Annotated in this window: 19 protein-coding genes; 16 read left to right on the forward strand and 3 right to left on the reverse strand. The window is 53.1% G+C overall.

The genetic code is table 11. The annotated features are described in order from the left end of the window. Nucleotides 1-347 precede the first annotated feature (347 nt). Complete coding sequence (locus tag HALA3H3_RS01755; RefSeq protein WP_022520662.1) at nt 348-2,045, forward strand: peptidoglycan DD-metalloendopeptidase family protein; 1,698 nt, start codon at nt 348-350, stop codon at nt 2,043-2,045. Nucleotides 2,046-2,130: 85 nt separating this feature from the next. Here the strand turns inward: HALA3H3_RS01755 and HALA3H3_RS01760 are convergent, their stop codons facing one another. Continuing rightward, nucleotides 2,131-3,765, reverse strand: a complete 1,635-nt coding sequence (locus HALA3H3_RS01760; RefSeq protein ID WP_022520663.1) for a L,D-transpeptidase family protein — start codon at nt 3,763-3,765, stop codon at nt 2,131-2,133. A gap of 105 nt (nt 3,766-3,870) precedes the next feature. Here HALA3H3_RS01760 and HALA3H3_RS01765 point away from each other — a divergent pair, with 105 nt between their 5' ends. The 10 genes from HALA3H3_RS01765 to HALA3H3_RS01810 all read left to right on the forward strand — a co-directional run bounded on the left by HALA3H3_RS01765 (nt 3,871) and on the right by HALA3H3_RS01810 (nt 16,333). Further along, entirely contained in the window at nt 3,871-4,593 is a 723-nt protein-coding gene (locus HALA3H3_RS01765; RefSeq protein ID WP_022520664.1) for a murein L,D-transpeptidase catalytic domain family protein, read from the forward strand. A gap of 170 nt (nt 4,594-4,763) precedes the next feature. Further along, the gene (locus HALA3H3_RS01770; protein ID WP_022520665.1) at nt 4,764-5,888 is read left to right on the forward strand and encodes a CZB domain-containing protein; all 1,125 of its coding nucleotides are present in this window, start codon (nt 4,764-4,766) and stop codon (nt 5,886-5,888) included. 103 nt (nt 5,889-5,991) lie between these two features. Beyond that, entirely contained in the window at nt 5,992-7,011 is a 1,020-nt protein-coding gene (locus HALA3H3_RS01775; RefSeq protein ID WP_009287178.1) for a patatin-like phospholipase family protein, read from the forward strand. A gap of 343 nt (nt 7,012-7,354) precedes the next feature. Then, nucleotides 7,355-8,707, forward strand: a complete 1,353-nt coding sequence (locus tag HALA3H3_RS01780; protein ID WP_022520666.1) for a NarK family nitrate/nitrite MFS transporter — start codon at nt 7,355-7,357, stop codon at nt 8,705-8,707. A 125-nt stretch (nt 8,708-8,832) separates the two neighbouring features. Beyond that, nucleotides 8,833-10,110: a nitrate regulatory protein gene (locus tag HALA3H3_RS01785; protein WP_022520667.1), complete on the forward strand. Its 1,278-nt coding sequence runs from the start codon at nt 8,833-8,835 to the stop codon at nt 10,108-10,110. A gap of 130 nt (nt 10,111-10,240) precedes the next feature. Next, entirely contained in the window at nt 10,241-10,933 is a 693-nt protein-coding gene (locus tag HALA3H3_RS01790; RefSeq protein WP_022520668.1) for an SDR family oxidoreductase, read from the forward strand. A gap of 141 nt (nt 10,934-11,074) precedes the next feature. Continuing rightward, nucleotides 11,075-12,067 carry an LLM class flavin-dependent oxidoreductase gene (locus HALA3H3_RS01795; RefSeq protein WP_009287176.1) on the forward strand — a complete coding sequence of 331 codons (993 nt, stop codon included), beginning with the start codon at nt 11,075-11,077 and terminating at the stop codon, nt 12,065-12,067. Nucleotides 12,068-12,090: 23 nt separating this feature from the next. After that, entirely contained in the window at nt 12,091-12,585 is a 495-nt protein-coding gene (locus HALA3H3_RS01800; protein WP_022520669.1) for a GNAT family N-acetyltransferase, read from the forward strand. 257 nt (nt 12,586-12,842) lie between these two features. Continuing rightward, nucleotides 12,843-14,507: a methyl-accepting chemotaxis protein gene (locus tag HALA3H3_RS01805; protein ID WP_022520670.1), complete on the forward strand. Its 1,665-nt coding sequence runs from the start codon at nt 12,843-12,845 to the stop codon at nt 14,505-14,507. A 164-nt stretch (nt 14,508-14,671) separates the two neighbouring features. Beyond that, nucleotides 14,672-16,333 (forward strand): sensor domain-containing diguanylate cyclase, encoded by a 1,662-nt coding sequence (locus tag HALA3H3_RS01810; RefSeq protein ID WP_022520671.1) that lies wholly within the window; start codon nt 14,672-14,674, stop codon nt 16,331-16,333. 16 nt (nt 16,334-16,349) lie between these two features. Here the strand turns inward: HALA3H3_RS01810 and HALA3H3_RS01815 are convergent, their stop codons facing one another. Together HALA3H3_RS01815 and HALA3H3_RS01820 are read right to left on the reverse strand one after the other, a co-directional pair. Next, the gene (locus tag HALA3H3_RS01815; protein WP_022520672.1) at nt 16,350-16,931 is read right to left on the reverse strand and encodes a DUF1415 domain-containing protein; all 582 of its coding nucleotides are present in this window, start codon (nt 16,929-16,931) and stop codon (nt 16,350-16,352) included. Between the two features lie 77 nt (nt 16,932-17,008). After that, entirely contained in the window at nt 17,009-17,704 is a 696-nt protein-coding gene (locus HALA3H3_RS01820) for a GntR family transcriptional regulator (protein ID WP_022520673.1), read from the reverse strand. 178 nt (nt 17,705-17,882) lie between these two features. On the opposite strand from HALA3H3_RS01820, the gene HALA3H3_RS01825 reads away from it, so the two are divergent. The 5 genes from HALA3H3_RS01825 (at nt 17,883) to HALA3H3_RS01845 (ending at nt 22,142) form a co-directional block, all read left to right on the forward strand. After that, nucleotides 17,883-18,452 (forward strand): chromate transporter, encoded by a 570-nt coding sequence (locus HALA3H3_RS01825; protein WP_022520674.1) that lies wholly within the window; start codon nt 17,883-17,885, stop codon nt 18,450-18,452. Continuing rightward, nucleotides 18,449-18,979, forward strand: coding sequence for a chromate transporter (locus HALA3H3_RS01830; protein ID WP_009287173.1), 531 nt, complete (start codon nt 18,449-18,451; stop codon nt 18,977-18,979). The genes HALA3H3_RS01825 and HALA3H3_RS01830 overlap by 4 nt, the downstream gene beginning before the upstream one ends. Nucleotides 18,980-19,103: 124 nt before the next feature. Then, nucleotides 19,104-20,084, forward strand: coding sequence for a Bug family tripartite tricarboxylate transporter substrate binding protein (locus HALA3H3_RS01835; RefSeq protein ID WP_022520675.1), 981 nt, complete (start codon nt 19,104-19,106; stop codon nt 20,082-20,084). A gap of 84 nt (nt 20,085-20,168) precedes the next feature. Continuing rightward, on the forward strand, nt 20,169-20,612 hold the full coding sequence (locus HALA3H3_RS01840) for a tripartite tricarboxylate transporter TctB family protein (protein ID WP_236557252.1): 444 nt from the start codon (nt 20,169-20,171) through the stop codon (nt 20,610-20,612). Between the two features lie 15 nt (nt 20,613-20,627). Then, entirely contained in the window at nt 20,628-22,142 is a 1,515-nt protein-coding gene (locus HALA3H3_RS01845) for a tripartite tricarboxylate transporter permease (protein ID WP_022520677.1), read from the forward strand.

The raw sequence follows: 22,142 nt of genomic DNA on the forward strand, positions 1-22,142 counted from the left end.
AATGTTCGAAAAAACATGGCTAGAATGCCAGGAAACAGCTAACACTTCCGCCCATGCTTACAAAATGCTTGAGATTAACTGCTGGTCGCAGGTAAAAGAGCACGTCATTTCTATCCAGCGGGAAAATATTTGACACAGATTATTTAGTTAGCACGCCTCACTGGTTACATTTGTTAGCAAACGCTGTTTATAAATAGTAATCTCTGTCTGTTAGTGCTATTTTTGTATTTAATTACGCTTTATGTATAGATATACAGTCTATGCACCCCTGCCTCCATGGGGTATGGTTTCCGGGTTTATTCGCTTAATAGTTACTTTTAATCACGAACTCGGCGGTCCATTTACCCATGTTGCGAATCCTCCATTCGCTGCCCCGTACGCACAAATTATTACTGTTACCCGTGGCCACAATGGTCACCGTGCTGGGCACACAAAAGTTATTGACGACATACCAAGATTTAACTCAACTAAACACACCGCTTGAAAGCGTGCTAGTACCGCTCCCAAGCGACTCTACTCCGGGCGTCCCTTCCCTGCATCAAGAACGCACCCCGGTAGCAGATGCGATCGATCGCGCCTCGCGCGCCCTCGACGCGACCCGCGAAAATATCCCCCTCAGTGAACTCACCGCAACCGAGATCGTTGATCTTGACGTCATTGCCAGCGCAGAGGCCGACATGGCGAACCAGCCGGCTTTGGGCGGCGACGTCACGGTACCGAATACCGCAGCACTGGAAAGCGGTGGTCTCGATGACGGTGCGCTGCATATGGCAATTGTGCTAGGCACATTGGCTAGCGGCATGCTGGATAATAATGTAGACAACAGCTCTTCCGTCGAAATTGCCGACGCTACCTCTTATGAGGATTATGGCGTTGAGCTATTCGATGATATCTCCTTTCTGGATTTAGAGCTGGCAGCTGAAGAGCCCTTTGTACCTGAGTGGGAAACCCACATTGTTGAATCCGGCGAAACTTTTGCCGTACTGGCACAAAACGAATTAGGCCTAGGCTATAGCGAAGTGATGGCTCTGCTGGAGGATTTACCTGACCCGCGCATGCTAACCAATTGGCGCGCCGGGCACAGCTTTGATTATCAGCTGGATGAAGATGGGCGTTTATTGTCGCTACGCATGATGAAAAACACCCGTGACGGCATACTGCTGGAGAAGGACGCAGACCACTTCGCCATCACCACGATTGAACGCCAAGGAGAACCTGTTCAGCGCCTCTATGCCGGTAGCGTCAGCGGTAGCTTTGCGCGCTCCGCCCAGGCGACAGGTTTGAACAGCGGCTCGGTAACAGAACTGACGAAACTACTCGAAAAGAAACTCGATTTTCGGCGTGACAGCCGCCGCGGCGATCGTTTTCAGGTACTGGTCGAGTCAGACATGATCGATGGTGAAACTTTAGATTCCCGTGTATTGGCTGTTCATTACAACGGCGAACGCATGGACTTAACCGTTGTGCGTAATGCCAGCGACGATAACTTCTATACACCTGAGGGTGGTAGCCTGGATCCTGCCTTTGCGCGCCACCCGTTTGAAGGCAACTACCGTTTAAGCTCCAGCTTCAATCCTCGCCGTAAGCATCCAGTAACCGGCCGCACTAGCCCGCATAACGGTACCGATTTTGCTATGCCGATTGGCACGCCGGTAACGGCTCCCGCTAACGGTGTTGTGGAACGAGTGAGCAACCATCGCGCCGCAGGACGCTATGTCGTCATCCGTCATGACAATGGCTACCGGACGCGCTACCTGCACCTCTCCCGGCCGCTGGTGAAGCAAGGTGAACGTGTAACAATGGGCGAGCGTATCGCGCTATCAGGCAATACAGGCCGCAGCACCGGCCCTCACCTGCACTACGAAGTCATCGTCAACAACTCACCGGTCAATGCGATGACGGTTCCCCTGCCCGAAAACACCAGCTTGAGCGGCGATACGCTTATTGCGTTCCAGAATCAGGCAGCACCCATATTGGCGGCGCTGGAAAGCGGCGAAACAGGCCCGGTTAGCGTGGCTAATTATCGGCAGGAGAGCGACGACTAGCGACCGCTATATAGCTACCGTGTACTCAAACGCAAAACACCGCCACTGGGCGGTGTTTTGCGTTGGCTTACGTATTTTCAACTGTCTAGACTGACCGCTGCAGCGCGACCAGTAGCGTTGCATCCCGGCGGTAGATATCAGGTCTAAACTCCACCTCGCCTTCGGCATTTGGCCACGCGGTCAAATAATGCAGCGCAATGGGAATACGCTGAGATAAGCTCACATTGCGATCACTCCCTCCTTTTAACAGCGTACTCATTTGATAACGACTGCCGGTGTCTTGCAGCAGCATTTGCGCCAGCTCAGTCACACCTTCAACCCGAATACAGCCTGAACTAAGTGCACGCTGATCACGCCGGAACAATCCACGCGCGGGGGTATCGTGCAAATAGATCATGTCATCGTTGGGAAACCGTACCACGACGCGACCTAGCGGGTTACCTGTACCCGCTACCTGACGCAACATAACGCCGCCAGGACGCTGCCAGTCGATCTCCTCCGCAGCAAGCGGTTCGCCCATGGGGCTAATCACCTGGATGTTTTTACGCGCCAAGTAGTCGATATCGGCACGCACCTGGGGCAACACATCCTCGCGCATGATCGTCGGCGGGATTGTCCAGGAAGGATTAATGGTTAAATGGCTGATCGTAGAGTGGATAATCGGCGTCTCGCGCCGCGGGGTTCCTACCACCACACGGGCGTCCCAGTGCTGGCCGTTAGGGCGCACGTAGTGCATCCGGTAGCCTGCAATATCAACCCATACTCGTGGCTCAGCAGATTGCATCGGACGGATCCACCGCGCGCGCTCTAAATTGACCCGCAGCTGGTCGATTCGCGACGCCACTGAGGTGTTCAACGCCAAGCGAGTTTGTTCGCCCACTACACCATCTTCCTGCAGCAAATGACGGCGCTGGAAACGCCTCACAGCGGCTTCCAGCGGTGCATCAAAGGCACGCCGATTCGACCCGGCTTGTACACCGATTAATGGATAGGCGCTGCTATCCGCCACCTGTAACTCAGCCTCTCCCCATAGTGCCAGGCGCTGGCGCAGCACGCTCACATCGTCGGCTTCATCGCCTGGCCGCAACGACTCTTCTCGCGCAGCCAAGTAGGGCACGCTGCCCAGGTTAGCCAACTGATAATGCTGCTTCAAGGCATCGCGCAGTTGCTGATATTCAGCAGACGAGGGCCGAGCCAGCGCGATCGCGTTATCAAGCGAGCGGTCATCGACGGCATGCACCACACGCAGCAGTGAGTAGCGACGTTCAGGGCGCGGCGCATCCCACTGGGGTTCGACATCGCGCGGGTTCACCTTACCGCGTTCTAAATGATCCAGCGCCAGCAGCAACGCTCGAGTTGCTTTAATATCAAACGACGCCTGAGCGGCTTGACTGCTTGCCTGACTGCGCTGGAACTCATCAATCAGTGTATCAGCGTGGTAATCCTCGGGTGTTAGACCATCGGTTTCCAAGCTATTCAACGCAGCAACCAGAGACTCAACCGCCACGGCTGCCTGCCAGGCGGGCTGCCCATCGCGCAGTTGATAAAACTCAGTAACGGGTAGCCGCTGCGCCTCAACCGCGCTTAATTGCTGGGCTAACGCCTGTTGTAACGGCGCTGAATCCGCATTCGCATAGCTAATGCCTAAAGGGCTGTGGGTAAGCGTGAGACAAAGAGCGACCCCTATCGCCCATTGTCTTAGTGGCTGTATCTCGTTCATCGCCCTCTCCTTGCGTTACTATAGTCTTCCACATCGCCGACCCTGTTTTTTATATTAGTCGGCTAATCTTTATAATGACTTATATTGCTCGTAGGATCGACTTTTATGGCTCTTCGTTTAAATGTTGCCACGTTATTATTTTCTCTCCCTTTTACATTATTTACATTACCGCTCCACGCTGCCAGTTTCTTCGCCCAAGTTGATTCAACGCCACCTCGCGGCATACTGCCTTTACACCATCAGTTGCTGCAGCTCGCCCCCCAGGCCTCGCCCGATGCGCTGCGTTTAGCCGCCCAAGCGCTTAACTGCGCCGAGCCTAATGCCGAGCGCTTGGCAGTGATCGATTACTCGCTGCCATCTACCGAGCCGCGCTTGTGGGTATTTGATTTGCGCCAGCATAAGCTACTCTTCGAAGAGCTGGTCTCCCACGGCCAGGGGTCTGGCGACGCCCAAGCAGAGACGTTTTCCAATACCCCCGATAGCCATCAATCCAGCATTGGCCTATTTCGCACTATGAACAGCTACTATGGGCGCAACGGCTATTCACTGCGCCTGGAGGGTCTGGAACCCAACGTCAATGACTTGGCGTTTGAGCGCGCTATTGTGATCCACGGCGCGGACTATGTAAGCGACGCCTTTATCAACCAAACGGGGCGGCTCGGGCGCAGCCATGGCTGCCCGGCGGTACGCGAAGACGTCACTTACCCGCTGATCGACAGTCTAAAAGAGGATCAGTATGTGTTCGCTTATTATCCCGATGCCGAGTGGCTGGCCACCTCCGCGTTTTTAGGCTGCACGGCCACCGCCGCACAGCTAGCCCGGCGCTAATGTTACCCAGACTCTTAATGAGGGGAACGTTAACAACCTCAGTCTTACGGACAATCAGTAGCTGAATTTTATCATTTTCGGTCGCTAAATCAGGCGCACAGGGGAACCCTCTGCAATACTTTGTGACAAATTAACACAAAATATTGCTATCTGCCGTAGGTGTCTCTGCCATGTTCACCTTTATGCACCCGTACCAAAAAATTCGCCGCCTGGAACAGGAAGTTGCCGAGTTACGCACTCAGCTTGACGCTGCTACCCCCTCCCCCAGTTGTCGATTATTGAGCCTGATGAAACCGGCACAATCCATCGGCATGCTGCAGGCAAGAGGCGCGGATATGCTGGCTTCTCTCAATAGTGGCATACAGGAGTACGCGGATCAGCTTGCCGGCGAGCGGGCCACCCTAACGGAAACGGTTAATTTAATTGCCACCGCTGAACAGGCGGTCAGTAGCCTTGACCAACGCTGCCACGACACTGAACGTACCGAAGCGTTACCCCCATTAGTGTTAGCTAAAACTCTGCACGCCTTAAGCCAGCTACAGGTCGCTCTCGCCCGTAGTGCAGGCCACGCCCAGGCGTTAGCGGTCAGTACGGCCCTCGAAACGGCCCATAGCCAAGGTCTGCTTGGCAGCACCGATGCCGCTAGCCAGCAATCTCCAGGATTGGCAGCCATTGCAGACGATGTCCACCGCTTAGCGTTGACTATGCACAGCTTGAGCCATCAGCTCAGCCTACTGATGGAGCAAATTAATAGCCAGGTAAGAGAACACTCGCAGGCCGTAGTGAAAAAACGTCTGGCCGACGAGGAGATTACCCATTCCGCGCAAGCAGCCAAGCAGGCAGTGCATCAGCTTGCTGACCAAGCTCAGCATATGCACAAGGTGATTCATCACAATGCCACCGCTGCGTTTTTACACTCCGCGAAGCTTGATCATGCGGTGTGGAAGTGTCGGCTTTATAAGCAGCTCCTCTCTGCCAACACAGACACTCCCCTAGAAGACCATCACCAATGCCGTTTAGGGCGCTGGCATCAACATGGAGAAGGTCACCAACGTTACGCCCGCACTGAGGCCTATCGAGCGCTGGCGGCACCCCATCGCCGTATGCATGACAGTGGCGCGGAAGCACTTAAGTTTGCCCGCCTGGGCGACCGCAATGGTCAACTGGCCGCCTTGGGAGTCATGGAAGAAGCCAGCCAGCAGCTCGCCCTGCAGTTGGACAACCTCATGGAGCACGCCATGTATGAGGCGCCCTATTCAACCAATCATCACTCACCGCTTGCGGGCGCACCTTAAATAGCCGTTGTACGCTAAATAGCCTTTCGTCTTATCTAGCCGCCTATGCCATGCTGGTTGCAATAAAACCACTTTCCTCACCAGCAGCAATGGGAAAAAGCATATGGCACAGGTCAAAAAGCTAGATCTCGCGTTACAAGGCGGTGGCGCCCACGGGGCTTATACCTGGGGTGTCATTGATCGCCTACTGGCAGATGACCGCATTGAGATTGAGGGCATCAGCGGCACCAGCGCCGGGGCAATGAATGGCGTGGTAATGGCCGATGCGCTCACAAGAGGCGATAAAGAGACCGCTCGGCAAGCACTGCACGACTTTTGGCAAGCGGTGAGTCGCGCGGGTATGGCCAGCCCCATCCGCCGCTCTCCCTTGGACATATTGACCGGCAACTGGAGCCTGGATCACTCGCCCGGTTTTATTGCGATGGACCTATTAAGCCGTGTGGCCTCCCCCTACCAACTCAACCCACTCAATATAAATCCGCTGCGCGATATCGTGGCCGAACATATTGATTTCGAGCGGGTTAGGCAATGCCAACAGCTTAAGCTGTTTGTCGCGGCCACTAATGTACGCACGGGTAAACAGCGGGTGTTCCGCCGTGAAGAGATGAGCGTTGACGCGGTGATGGCCTCCGCTTGCTTGCCCTTTATATTCCAAGCAGTGGAGATCGACGGCGAAGCGTATTGGGATGGTGGCTACATGGGTAACCCCGCCCTGTTTCCTCTCATGGAGGAGTGCAGCGCACGGGATATTCTGCTGATACAAATCAACCCAATCAGCCGTAACGAAGTCCCCACCTCGGCATCGGCCATTATGAATCGCCTCAACGAGATCACCTTTAACTCAGCACTGATTAAAGAGATCCGTATGATTGCGCTGCTTAAGCATACCCTCGATGAGCAAGGCATTGAAAACTGCTACCAGCAGGCGTTGTTCCACCGCATTAGCGGCGAGCAGGCACTTGAGGGCCTCTCTGTCTCCAGCAAATCCAATTCTGAGTGGCCTTTTCTATGCCATCTTTTCGAGCAGGGACAAGCTGCCGCTGAACGTTGGTTAAGCGAACACTTTGAAGCGATTGGTAGCCACTCCACACTGGATATTGATGCCGTCTATTTACATGAATAATGGCTGCACGTTCAGTCCGCCCATTGCACCCTTCTAGCACCAAGATGCCGCAAAATCGGCGTTGCATGCCCAATAATGCAGCATAGACTTGATCACTCATCTCTAACACGCACAACAAAAAATAAATTAAGATATTGATTTTTAGCAATAAATATTCAACTGGCAAACTACCTGCATAACTCCTACCAGTGGTGGTAGGCGTGGACCAGGCCCAACTGGGTACGAGTGCGTCGAGCCTGACCTTCAACGATGAAGGCATGTTCTCGTCAATTGTTTGCGTAACGCGCTAACTTGTTTGCGTTGCGTAGCGACTAACTCGTTTTATGCCCCGTGAGGCCATCCCATGGACATACGCAACAAAGCCAACCGTATTCGGCTGCTTAACTTCTCGACTCCTCAGATGCGCGCTTTCCACTTTTCATGGTTCGCGTTTCATATCTGTTTCTTCGGCTGGTTCGGCATCGCCCCTCTTATGGCGATTGTTCGAGAAGACCTTTCACTGACTCAAACACAAATCGGCAATACGATTATCGCTTCGGTAGCGATTACGGTCATTGTGCGCCTTGCGATTGGCGTACTGTGTGACCGCATCGGTCCGCGTAAAACCTATACCGGGCTACTGATATTAGGCGCTATTCCGGTGATGGGCATTGGCTTGGCCGATAGCTTTGAAACCTTTCTATTGGCGCGCTTAGCCATTGGGGCCATTGGCGCCTCCTTCGTGATTACCCAGTACCACACCTCGATGATGTTCGCCCCCAATGTGGTCGGCACTGCCAACGCTACTAGCGCAGGTTGGGGAAACCTGGGTGGTGGCACCACGCAGATACTGATGCCACTAATCTTCTCGGGCATGCTGATGCTGGGCGTTAACGAAGCCTTTGGCTGGCGTTTAGCGATGATGGTGCCTGGTGTAGTGATGTTCTTTACCGGCATTGGCTACTGGTTCTTTACCCAGGATGCCCCCAACGGCAACTTCAGTGACCTGCGCGCACGCGGCGAATTGCCTGAAGCTTCAGGAGAAAATGGTGCCGCGCAAAGCTTTCTAGCCGCCGCCAAGGATATTCGTGTTTGGGCGCTGTTCGTTGTCTATGGCCTCTGCTTTGGCGTGGAACTGACGATCAACAATATTGCCGCCATCTACTTCTTTGATAAGTTTGATCTTACCCTGGCCACCGCGGGTCTGATTGCCGGTCTGTTTGGTTTAATGAATATTTTTGCGCGTACTTTAGGCGGCGTCTTCTCGGATCTTTTCGCTAAGCAAGGGGGCTTGAAAGGACGCGTTCGCTGGCTGTTTATTGCCTTGGTTTGCGAAGGTATTGCGTTGGTAGCGTTTTCGCAGATGCACGTATTAAGTCTAGCGATAGGTATAATGCTGGTGTTCAGCCTGTTTGTGCAGATGGCGGAAGGCGCTACTTTTGGCGTGGTGCCGTTTATCAACAAAAAGGCGCTGGGTGCCGTGGCGGGCATAGTCGGCGCTGGCGGTAATGTGGGCGCGGTAGGCGCTGCCTTTCTGTTCCGCAGCGAAAGCCTGACCTATCAGCAAGGTCTGTTCTATTTAGGCCTCACTGTACTGATCCTGGCTTCATGTGTGTTGGTGGTACGCTTTAGCGATGCTACCGAAGCAGAAGAGGCCAAAGCGTATAGCGACGCAGTAGGTAATGATGTAGGCGCGGGCGCTCTGTCGTTACGCTAAGCGCTTTCCAGTACACTCATACTTCCATAACGTTCCTGTTCACTCCCATACGCTTCGGCATGGTATGGGAGAATAACGGTATGGGAGTGTTCACATTTAGGCGGCGAGTCACTAAGGAAATTTCTATGTCTTCAGCGCAGCAACTGCTCTTAACCGCCATCCGTTGCGATATCGACAACCTTACCCACCTTGCCACCACCGCCGATATTGTCGGCGACATCAGCCGCTTTATTCATATGCTCCAGCGTGAACGGGGCGCATCGACGATTTACCTTGTTTCCCAGGGGCAGCGCTTCAAAACCCGCCGCGACACCTACCGGCAACACAGTCAGCAGGCCGAAACACTAATGCGCCAACGGCTGGAAGCGCTCAGTGAGGAGGCCCGCCCCCAGGCCGCCGCGCGCTTACTGCGCCGGATTGCCGCCGTCTGGTACGCGCTTGACGAACTTGGCGCGCTTCGCCAGGCCATTGATACCTTTGCTATCACCCCCGATGCAGCGACCCAGGCGTTTAACCAGTTGACCAGTGGCCTACTAGCCATTGTGTTTGAGGCCGCAGATACCTCTATCGATCCCGATATTACCCGCACGCTAGTAGCGATTTTCCACTTAATGCAAGGCAAAGAGCTGGCGGGCCAGGAGCGCGCCTGCGGCGCCTTTGGCTTTACCCATGGCCACTTCGACGAGCCTCACCGTGCCCTGCTAAACCAACTAATGTCGGATCAACAGCGCTGCTTCGACACCTTTGTAGAGTTTGCGACACCCGAAGCGCAGCAGGCATGGCAGAAGGAGCTTTCACCGCGCACGCTGTCGGGTATTTGCCATCTGCGCGATATCGCCTGCCAGCGCTCGTCGGCAAAACAATCACCACCCAAAGAGACACCCGATAAGCTGGGTGAAACCTGGTATGAACTCACCACGCTGCGCATCGACTCAATGAAAACGGTTGAAGATGCGCTGATTGAACAACTGAGCATGCTCTGCCACCGCAAAATCGGCCAGGCTGAGGAGGCTTTAGAAAAAGCCAAGGCACAGCCCTGCCACCCTACACCCGCCCCCTGCGAGCAGCTGTTGGCGCTGAATGGAGCGCAACCATTAGGTGACCTGACCGCCAACGCTCTCACCTCCCCCCTGGGCCGCTCGCTGATCGAGCTCACCCAAGCCCAGGCCAGCCGCTTACAAGGGCTCAGCGATGAGCTTGAAAATACCCGCAAAGCGCTACGAGAACGCAAACTGATTGAACGCGCCAAAGGTCTCATCATGGCCCACCAGGAGATGAACGAAGAGGAGGCCTACCGCTTTCTGCGGAAAACCTCAATGGATCAAAGCAAAAGCATGGCAGATATGGCTCAAGCGATACTGGATCTCTCAGCGATGCTAAAACGCAACGATGCTAAAACATAAAGTAGATGGGCTCCTCGTTAGCAGTCAGTTAGCAGCACAATACCAAGCTGCTTAAGCCTATATTTGCAGGATGCTGTCACCTTAGCCATGCTAAAAGCTCACTTGACTGACCAAGCAAGGAGCGCACCCCATGCAACACCGCGTGCTATTAATTACCGGCGCATCTAGCGGCATCGGTGCGGCCACCGCTCGCGCAGCTGCACGTGAAGGCTATAAGTTAGTACTCGCTGCACGTTCTAGCGACAAGCTCACCGCACTGGCGCAAGAGCTGGGGCCGGAAAACGTACTGACCTGTGAGCTGGACGTGATTAACATGGAACAGCAGCAGGCCATGGTTGAGCAGGCGCTGGAAACCTTTGGCCGCCTGGATGGCGTCTTTGCCAACGCTGGCCGTGGCGGTTCACCCGGCGGCTTTAGTGAAGCCGACCACGACGCATGGCGTGAGATGATTCTCACCAATATCTATGGAGTGGGCCTCACTATTCAAGCCTGTTTGCCCGCCCTTAAACGCAGCAAAGGCCATGTATTGCTCACCGGCTCAGCCGCAGGCCGCACGACTATTCCAGGCTCGATGTATAGCGCGACCAAGTGGGCGGTCACCGGAATTGGCTACAACTTACGTGAAGAGTTACGTGGCACCGGCATGCGTGTGACGCTAATTGAACCTGGAATGGTCGACACCCCCTTTTTTGATGAGCCGCCAACTCATGCCTTAGAAGATCGCGATATCGCCAATGCGGTAATTTACGCACTAGCGCAACCTGCCCATGTAGATGTGAATGAAATTCTTATTCGCCCCACTCCACCTTTAAGTGAGGAGTGAGGAGCCAACGAACCTGTATATCCGCCACCTGGATAGTCGACACCTTGCAATTCATCTGCAATGGCCGCATAACGTGTAATTACCAAGCGCGCTAAGTAATTTTTCACCCGACGCGCCCACGAATTAATTTGCAGGTGATCCATGAGCCAACTCGCTTCCACGGCACTTTCCGTTCTTGATCTGGCACCTATTCGCCAGGGCGGCAGTGCCGCAGAGACCTTTCGTGATAGTGTTGCCCTGGCGCAATTAACCGAGCGGCTAGGCTATACCCGTTACTGGCTTGCCGAGCACCACAATATTGCCGGTATCGCCAGTGCCGCAACCGCCGTGTTGATTGGTCATATAGCCGGGCAAACGTCCACCATCCGCGTGGGTAGCGGCGGCATTATGCTGCCTAACCATCCACCGCTGGTGATTGCCGAGCAGTTCGGCACACTGGAAACGCTCTACCCTGGCCGTATTGATCTGGGATTAGGCCGTGCGCCTGGCTCGGATGGTGCCACCATGCAGGCTATGCGCCGCAACGCCCACGCCGGGGTCGATGATTTTCCACAACTGCTGAATGAGCTGCGCAGCTACTTAGCCGATGCAGAGCCCCAGCAGCGAGTGAAAGCGGTGCCTGGCCAAGGTACCCATGTGCCTATTTGGTTGCTGGGTTCCAGCGGTTACAGCGCGCAGCTGGCAGCCAAACTGGGCTTACCCTTCGCGTTTGCGGCTCAGTTCGCGCCGGGCTATTTATTTGAAGCGCTGCGTTTGTACCGTGATAACTTCCGCCCTTCGGAGCACCTGGATAAGCCCCATGCGATGGTCGGCCTTCCCGTGATGGCCGCAGAGAGTGACGCGATGGCTCACTACTTGGCCACGACAGCGCAGCAGAAGTTTTTAAACCTTATTCGCGGCAAGCCGACTCAGTCACAACCGCCGGTTGAGCAGTTGGATTGGTCGCCGATGGAACAGGCCCAAGTCAGCCAATTTTTAGGCGCGGCGATTATTGGTGGGCCCGAGACAGTTAAAGCCGAGCTTGAGGAATTCCAAACACGCACTGGTGCCGATGAACTGATGATTAATAGCGATTTTTACAGCCACGCCGACCGTCTACGCAGCTACGAAATTGTGGCTGAGGTCGCTCGATAAGCGCTTAGCTGAACAGGATAGTTATGACCACACTCGCTTTCTCTCCAATAACGGATGACGATTTTGCTGCTTTCTGGCCCACCTTCCAAGCCATTGTTGCAGCGCAAGAGACCTATGCGTTTGATCCCGATATCAGTTTTGAAGCTGCCCGTCAGTTATGGTGTAAAACGCCTAATGCCAGTGTGGTTGCCAAAGATGAAAACGGACAAGTGCTGGGCGCTTACTACTTAAAAACCAACGCGGCTGGCCCCGGCGATCATATATGTAACTGTGGTTATATGGTGACCCCCGCCGCACGGGGCAAAGGCGTAGCGCGAGCCATGTGTGAGCACTCCCAGCAACAGGCCCGGGAACTAGGGTTTCTGGCCATGCAGTACAACGCCGTGGTGGCCACCAATGAGGTGGCTGTCGCGTTATGGCAGAAGCTTGGGTTTAGTATTGTGGGTACCGTTCCTAACGCCTACCGCCATGCGCGCTTCGGTTTTGTCGATACGCATGTGATGCATAAGACGCTTTAACAATCATCCATTTACCAAAGGGTTCTTTACCAGACGACTATTTACTAAGCAACTCTTTATCAAACAATTATTTTCCAAACAACTCTCAAACAAGTTTAAAAAAACATTTAATTATACGGCTTTATTATGATTTAGCATTTAACAATCTAACAAACTAAAGACAACTTAATCAAATCATTATATTAACGAGAAATTGATACCTTTTAAAACTCCCCTATGCACCAATTCAGGTGCGGGGAGTATTAGGAGAAGTATCAATGCAAAACATATCAGTTAAGAGAGTGATTGCTGGCGCACTGATTGTGCTTTTAGCCATGCTTATCATTTTGGGTAGCATGGGTGCTATGGCAGAACGCGAAGGTGCACAGCTGCTGGCAGAAATTAATGAAATCAGCGCTCAACAAGCGAGTGCTGCTAACCGTGCAGAAACAAATCTAATGGAAGTGCGGGTCAGGCTAGAGCGCATGTCACAGCACTACCGCAATGGCAACGAAAATTACGCTGAGCGGGCGCTGGGAGAAGCATTGGAGAGTTTGGAGAAATCTGACCAGCGTATTGCGGAACTCACTCGCCTTGAACTCCCGGTTGATTCCGAGCGTCGCCCACTAGTCGATGCAATTGTCGATAGTTACCACCTTATTGTCACTGACGCCTTAAGAAGTGATTTAGCCAACGAGCGCTATGAGGCATTGGACGAATACCGTGATCCCATTAATCAGAAGTTCGCCGGCTTTAGCACTGCGATCAGTAATTTTAATGATTATGCACTGAGCAGAGGCAGCCAAGTTCTCTCGGAAGCACAGCGCGACAGCGTCATTTTTGGTATTACCGTAGGTGTTCTCATTTTAACCGCGATTGTACTCTATATTGTGGTACAAATAATGATTAACCGGCTCATCATCAGCCCTCTACAGCGGGCAGTCAGCATTTGCGAAAACATTGCAAAGGGGGATTTGACCAGCCATATCGACGCCCTAGGGCGTAACGAGATCGGCCGCCTTTATAGTGCCATGGAGGATATGCAGGAGCGCCTGGAAGAGATGATCGGTACGCCCAATCAAAGTAGCGAGGCCGTCGCCTCTAGTTCTACGCAAATCGCTAGCGGCAGCCAAGACCTCGCTTCACGTACAGAGCAACAAGCCGCAGCTTTGCAGCAAACCGCCGCGAGTATGGATGAAATTTCATCGATTGTGCGGCAAAACGCAGATACTGCCGGTCAAGCACAGCAATTGACCCAGGACGCCGCGCAACAGGCGAATAGTGGTAAGCAGGCATCTGAACGCACCAGCCTACTGATGCGGGAATTAGAAGAGACCTCGCACAAAGTCCATGACATTATCCAGGTGATTGACTCAATCGCCTTTCAAACCAATATCCTGGCGTTGAATGCATCGGTAGAAGCTGCCCGGGCTGGCGAGCACGGTAGAGGCTTTGCGGTGGTGGCCAGCGAAGTTCGTTCCTTAGCCACCAAGACCTCCACCTCATCGAAAGAAATACGCACCATGATTGAAGATATCTCACAGCGTATTGTTGTCGGTGCGGAACAAGCAGCGAAAAATGGCCATGATATGGCGGAGATCAACGAAGCTATTCGTAAAGTGACGGAAATGATGCAAGAGCTTGCTCTCGCCGCAAAGGAGCAGGAGTCGGGCATTAGCCAAGTCAGCACAGCGGTATCCCAGATGGACTCGGCGACCCAGGAAAATGTATCGCTGGTTGAAGAGACCAGCACCGCGTCAGCCTCACTCCAGGATGAAGCGACTCGTTTGGCCGAATTAGTCACGACCTTCAAACTTAAGCGCGTAACGCACGGTGGCTCGGAATCCCCCACCGCCTCTTCATCACCGCAGGCACTTGCAGCGTCTAACGCTTACTCAACTAGAAAACTGCCCAATGCCACACCTGATTGGGAAGAGTTTTAATTCATGTTTTTGGGCCAGCTTGACTGGCCCTTTTTCCATTGGTCTTCCGCTTCAGGTCATAAAAATTAGCGGCTCGTTAAATGCGAATATCGACAGAATAAGGTACGTTTCCCCACCTAATGACAATGCAATTAAGCATCTCCCCTTCTCTGTGATGGCAAATTATGTTTTTTCATGCCAGGTTATTCTCTCGCTTCTCACTGCACTCGCGGTTTATCGCCCTGATTGCTGCCTTGGTGTTTGCCACTACCCTGCTGCTTGGCTGGGTGGCTTCCCGTGAGTCGGCGCAGCAAATGGAGGCTACGATTGGCGAGGCTGCCTCTGAAGCCGCTTATCAAATGGTGGATAAGCTGGATCGCAGCATGGATGCTCGTATCAAAGAAGTTAAGTTGCTGCTAGGTATCCAAGCCTTCACTAACGATAGTGATACTCGCCTGCTGCGTGAACAGTTAGAGCTACTCCAGAGCACTCATAACGTTGTATCGTGGATCGGCTTCACCGATAGGCAAGGTACTGTTCAAGCAGCGACCGGGGGAATTTTAGAAGGGGTTTCAATAGCACAACGCCCCGTCTTTATTGAAGGGCGTGAGTCGCTCTGGGTGGGGGACGTGCATGAAGCAGTGCTCCTCGCACAACTGCTGCCTAACCCAAGTGGTGAAGAGTTGAAATTTGTCGATATTGCCACCCCGGTGTTTGACCGCTACGAACAGCTTCAAGGCATTTTGGCAGTACATTTAAGCTGGGAGTGGGCCGAATATATTCAGCAATCCATGTTTTCTCCTACCAAGCAACGGCAAGATACCGAGATGCTACTGCTTGCAGCTGACGGTACCGTGCTGCTGGGCCCAGAGACGCTTATTGGTCAATCACTAGCCAGTCTGGATCACCTACCCGGCCCTACCACGACATCACCTCAATGGGCCATTGAAACCTGGCCAAGCGGTGAGCAATATATGACCGGCTATGCGCGCAGCAACGGTTTTGAAGACTTTCCTGGCTTGGGTTGGATTGCGGTTAGCCGTAAGCCCGTGGCTAGCGCCTTTGCCGCGGTTGAGCAGCTCCAGGCGGCCATTATGGGTATAGGCATACTTCTGGCGCTGCTCTTTGCGATGATTGGGTGGACGATTGCATCACGCATGGTGGCTCCTCTTTCCCGCTTAGCAAAAGCCGCCGATCAAATGCAACACGGTGAGCATAATGACGTCATGCCATTGGAACAGGGCTCTCCAGAGCTTAAGCGCCTATCAACCTCAATGCGCAATATGGTTAGCCGCTTGCTGGATCAGCGGCAAACTATTAATCGCTTAGAGGATTTAGCCAATACCGACCCATTAACAGGCTTACCTAATCGCGCATTTCTTAATCAATACCTTCAGCTTGCTATCCCAGAAGCGGAAAGAAACCAGCAAAGTATGGTGGTCATGTATATCGATCTGGATGGTTTCAAACAGGTCAACGATGAACTGGGCCACCATGCGGGTGATCTGCTACTTATTGAGATCACCCAGCGCCTGAAAAACGCCCTGCGCAGTGGTGACGTGGTCGCACGTTTAGGGGGTGATGAGTTCATTATGGTGCTTAAAACCAAGCAGGAGTACCTGGAAATGCTTACCCACGAAGTGAGCAGGCGTTTACTTACTGCTATAGCCCAACCCATTTTACTACCGGAAAATAAGCGCGCTCATGTGGGCTGTAGTTTGGGCGCTGCTTGGTGGCCGCACCACGGCCTGCATATTGAAACGGTGCTACAACTTGCGGATAGCGCCCTGTATGCGGCTAAAAGTAAAGGCAAGCATCAGCTAGTGATTCACAAGCCTGACCGTTAATTTTAAAGCTTGGCCATTAGTTCAAACCCGAGCCGTGCACGTCAAAACAGTGCTGTAACTGTTGCTCAGCGGCGTCGCTGCCCATCGCCGTTAACTTAGCGATATTGCGCTCAGGAATCGCGTCGGTATCGCCGTAAAACTCGATCGCCTTTTCGACGCTCTCTTCGCGCAACAAATGCACCATGGCATAGGGAGAGCGGTTGGTATAGTTGGCAGCGTCATCGGGCTCAGCCCCGTCGAAGCAGTAATCGGGATGAAAAGTAGCGAGCTGATAGACTCCTTCATATCCCTGATCGACAAGGATGCTTTCGGCCAGCTCAACAAAATCCAGGTAGTGATCAAAGCTTTTAAAAAGCGTAGGAAATACCAGCAGCGTCGTTTCAGTTTCAGGGTGTTCGTCCAGCCACGCTACCTCGACCATCAGCTCTTCAAGCGCCACTTCAATTTTTTTAGAGCGCACAACCTCAACGCGGATGGCTTCACGCGCTAGCTCCCGCTGAGCGAACGGGCAAATATCGTGGGCGACAATGAAGGTGCGCACCCAGTTCAGCGTTTGCGCGGCTACTTGGTCATCTGCGTGTTGGTTATCTGTGTGCATAGCACCCTCATGACCATGGTTAGGTCGGCGATGGCCGACGCTTTATGCGCAGCAGTTTACCAACTGTTCATGATCAACTACACGTGCTCTTGGTAGCGCTTCAGGGCGACTTCATAGGATTTATGGATATGGTCGTCCATTAATTCACGCGCTGCTTTAGCATCCCGCTGTAGCGCCAGCTCCACCAGCTGATGATGCTGCTCGTCCAGCTCTTGACGTATCGTCGGCATTTTGGGCCCCAAACGACGGTAGCGATCAAACTGGTCGTGTAACTGCTCAATAAAACGCAATAACCAGACTGACCCACACGGCGCCACCAGGGTGCGGTGAAACTGTGTATGCAGATGCTCCCACTCTTCGCCTTTATCCAGGGTTATATCGGCCCGTTTCAGGCGATGTGCGGCGGCAAGCAAATCGGCCTCCCAAAGCGAGTCACCGTTAGCAATAGCTCGCTCTAGCGCCATCCCCTCCATTTCCAGGCGCATTTGGGCAATATCGTCCAGCTCATCCCGCGATAGCTTCGGCACCCGAAAGCCGCGCTGGTTTTCCTGCACCAGCAACCCATAAGCCGCCAATCTATTGAGCGCTTCTCGCAGCGGGCTCAAACCGACTTGATAGCGCTCTTTGAGGGCATTGATAGCGAGCTTTTCACCGGCCACAAAACGCCCACCCACCAAATCCTTGCGTAAATGATCAAACACGCGACTTGATGCGGTACCTGCTGGCCCCACTGGCCCTACTGACTTGGCTGACGTAGGTAGAGAATTATTCATCACGATGTCCTTTGTTCATCTCAGTTCCCGCTGTCCATTCTGTTTTGACTGTTGACGTTGGGTCGGGCACTACCTATATTCTATTTTAGACAAGATAATCGATTTTTTAACCTACAAACGATAAATAAGGTCTAGGTATGCTTCTGATCTCCTCTTTGGCTTCGCGGGATATGCATCAATGACACCACCCGCCGTCTCCTGGCAACTTTTCTGGGCCTTTTTCCGCATCGGCATCTTTGGTTTCGGTGGCGGCCCCGCCATGATCCCATTAGTGCGCGCCGAAGTCGTCACCCGCCACCATTGGTTAACCGATGAAGAGTTTGCCGATGTACTGGCGATTGGTAATACCTTACCCGGCCCCATTGCCACCAAGATGCCCGGCTATATTGGCTATCGTGTAGGGGGAGTCGTCGGCTGTATTGCGTCCGTCATTGCTATTATCGTCCCGATGATTGTGGCGATGATCGTCATGTTAGGCATTTTCAGCCGTTACCGTGATGTGGCTTGGATTCGCGGCATGGGCCAAGCCGTGGTGCCGGTGGTCATGGTGATGATGGCGCAGCTCACATGGGACTTTTTTGATAAATCCCAGGCCGCTCTTGGCTGGCTGGTCAGCATTGCCATGGCCATCATTGCCGCCGGGCTGATCTACTGGCTTGGCATTCACCCAGGCTGGGTGATTGGCGCCATTCTACTTGCTGCCCTCCTGCGCCCTGCCGGTAAGAAAAAAGCGGAGGGAGCGGCATGATTTATTGGGATCTCTTCTTAGCCTTTTTTATCCCAAACATTATCGGCTATGGCGGCGGCCCGGCCATTATTCCACTGATCGAAGCCGAAGTGGTTGGCCGCTATGGCTGGATGACCGCACAAACCTTCGCGGAAACATTAGCCCTCGGCAATGCATTACCTAGCCCTATCGCGACCAAAATGGCCGGCTATGTGGGCTATGAAGTAGCAGGTATTGGCGGTGCCTTCATTGCCGTAGCTGCCACAGTGATCCCTACGCTGCTACTCATGTTAGGCGCGTTAGGGTTGCTCTACCGTCATCGTGATTCCCCCCGGGTTAAGCGCATGAGCCAATGGGTGCGCCCTGTCATCGCCATGATGATGGCCTGGCTGACCTTGGGGTTTCTGCTCGAAAGCCTTAATACCAGCGGGACGATTCATACCCTGATCATTGGCATAGTCGCCGCTATAGCACTGATTCGTTTTAACACGCACCCCGCCTTTGTGGTTATGGGCGCCCTGGTTTATGGAGGTTTCTTTCTAGGCTAACGCTTATTGGCAGATGTATTTATTAGATAACAAAAACCCGATAACGGGATCACGCGCTCACCACGTCGCTGCAGTCAGGGCGGCATCCCACAACACCAACCTCAATCTATAAAGGTGTATAAGAATGACGCGTTCAACATTTACTCTAAGCACTACCCTCGCAGCCATCGGACTTGCGTCTAGTTTGGCAATTGCCACCACCGCACAAGCTGACTATCCCGAGCAGGATATTCGCTTAATTATCCCTTATGGGCCTGGGGGAGCAACGGATATCCTCTTCCGGTTGATTTCTCAGGAAGCTGAAAAGAACCTTGGAGAATCCATCGTTCCGGTCAATATGGCAGGAGCAGGCGCTACCCTGGGGTCTCGCAATGTAAAAGACGCAGAACCCGATGGCTATACACTGCTTGGCAGCCACGACACCATTGCACTTTCAAAGCTAGCGGGCACCGTCGACTACTCGTTTGATGCCTTCGAACCTATCGCGCTACTTACCCAAACCATCAATATCCCAACCGCCCATGCGAATCACCCTGTCCAGAGCGCTGATGAAATCGCTGACTATGTTAGCGAAAACCCAGGCCAAGTGCGCTTCAGTATGATTCCTAGCTCCACTGACCACTTCTTCTGGGCACAGTTCTTCCAGGAGGCTGGCATTGATATGGCCGACGTGCGTCTAGTCGGCTATCCAGATACGGGTGAACAGGTATCGGCTTTGATGGCGGAAGAAGTTGATTTCGCAATGTTCAACCTGCCCTCTGGCGGTGCGTTTTTTGAAGATGGCACCTTCCGCGCGCTCGGCATCGCTCATCCAGAGCGCCTTGATAGCATGCCAGATGTAGCCACCCTGCGAGAGCAAGGCATCGAGATGGATCACTCCACCAGCAGAGGTATTTTTGCTCCCAAAGGCACTCCGCAAGAAGTCCTCGATACCATCGCTGACGCTTACGAGCAGGCCTTGGAAAATGAAGAAGTACAGAGCCGCATTGAAAATGAATTTGGCTCTGTTGTTCGCTTTCTGGCCGGTGATGATTATCAAACGTTTCTGGATGAAAACGAAGCTGCACTATCCGCCGCTGCTGAGAACATCGATTTCCAGAACTGAGGGCGCACCCTCTAGCCCTCGTGAGTACGGGGGCTAGAACTACCGGAGGCATCGCTAATGCTTACGCTAACGAAAGACCGCGCCTTGGCGCTGGCTCTGCTATTAATTGTGGCTGTCATGTGGATGGAGTCAGGAAGCATTGCTCCACCGACCAGTTGGCAACCGTATGGGTCAGCTCTTTTCCCACGTATTTTGTTGGTAGTGATTGGTTCGTTCTCACTGCTGATCCTAGTGCGCTCCTTATTAGTAAAAGTACCTGAGCGGGCGGGCGCAAAGCAGCTTGTTGCTGGGTGGTTTAAAAGCCGGCGCACCATACTCGCTCTGTTTCTACTGTTTGGGCTTTATGCAGCACTTCTCCCAGCAGTTGGGTATATCGCAACCACTATGGGCTTCTTAGTCGCCTCGCTTGCTTTACTTATGGGTATAGATACGCGGCGAAAATGGATCATTAATCTCACGTTGAGTTTCACTCTGACGCTCGTGATATTTGTGGTTTTCCGCTATGGCTTAAATGTCTGGCTGCCCTAATCTGCGGAGTAAATAATGACCAATTTTTTTCTCCAAGCTCTCGCTGAGGTCGGTACTCCCTCGGTGCTGGGCCTAATTGTAATCGGTGTTTTGTTTGGCATTATTGGCGGTAGCATCCCTGGCTTTACCGTCACCATGGCCATCCTGGTGGTCTTCCCTTTTACCTTTGCTATGGATCCGGTCAGCGGCGTCTCACTGATGGTTGGTGTATTTGTGGGGGGATACTCGGGCGGCATTGTGTCTGGCGTCATGTTGGGGATACCCGGCACACCCTCGTCTATTACTACTGTTTATGACGGCTACCCGATGGCACAGAAAGGCGAACCGGGCCGCGCCCTAGGCATTGGCGTCGCTTCATCGTTTTTAGGCACCATTATCAGCGTGGCGGTGCTGGTGTTCTTCGGACCGCTAATTGCAAGCTTCAGCATGCACTTCCGTCCTTGGGAAATCACTGCATTAATCGTTTTCGCTCTGACACTTGTGGCAGGCCTTTCCAGTGGCGCTCTGCTCAAAGGCCTGATGGCCGCCGCTTTGGGGCTTTTGATTACCACCGTTGGCTATGACCGCAACAGCAATCTTCGCTTTGACTTCGGCCTGCCGGCGATGGGATCTGGGTTCGAAATTCTCCCCGTGATGATCGGTATATTTGCTTTTTCGCAGCTACTTGGAAATATAGAGAAGCTCAAAGATGAGAAAAGCGAAGCCAAAAACATCGATACCAATGTAACGATTCCCTACGGCCAAATACTCAAAGATATGGCGGGACAAAAGCTTAACACGCTGCGCTCTTCACTCATTGGTAGCTTGGTGGGAGCGCTACCTGGCACGGGTGGCACCGTGGCTAATTTCTTAAGCTACGACCAAGCCAAGAAATTCTCAAAACATCCAGAGAAGTTTGGCACTGGCACACCCAGCGGCATCGTGGCGTCTGAAGCCTCCAATAGCGCGGTGGCAGGCGGCGCGTTTGTACCTACGCTCGCGTTGGGAATACCGGGCGATTTGCCCATGGCGATCATGATGGGGGTTCTGATCCTGCACGGCATTACGCCGGGGCCAATGATGTTTGAACAGAACCCGGTGCTGGTGGGTGCTATTTATGCCAGCTTACTGATCGGTGCGGTGGTCATGGTGCTTTGCAATCTGCTGCTAGTACGCTGGTTCGCCAAAATATCGTTGATCCCCCAACAGATCCTCGTTCCTGTCGTATTAATGCTGTGTGCCATTGGTGCTTATGCACTGAACAACAACCTGTTTGATATTTGGGTGCTGTTTATCTTTGGCATTATCGGCTACCTGCTGTGGAAAGCTGAAGTACCGCTAACGCCTCTGATACTCGGCGTAGTACTTGGCGATAACCTTGAGCGCCAGCTCTTCCGCGCCCTTGAGCTTAATGAAAGCTGGCTGACTTTTTTGACTCGACCACTCTCTGCGCTTTTTCTGGCACTCGCTGTCGCTTCGATACTGTTTTCGCTCTATCAAGATCGCAAAATTCAGCACTTAAAAAATGCCGCACAGCAAGAGAATGTTTAA

It is taken from the genome of Halomonas sp. A3H3 (assembly GCF_000982975.1).
GTDB classification, from domain to species: domain Bacteria; phylum Pseudomonadota; class Gammaproteobacteria; order Pseudomonadales; family Halomonadaceae; genus Vreelandella; species Vreelandella titanicae.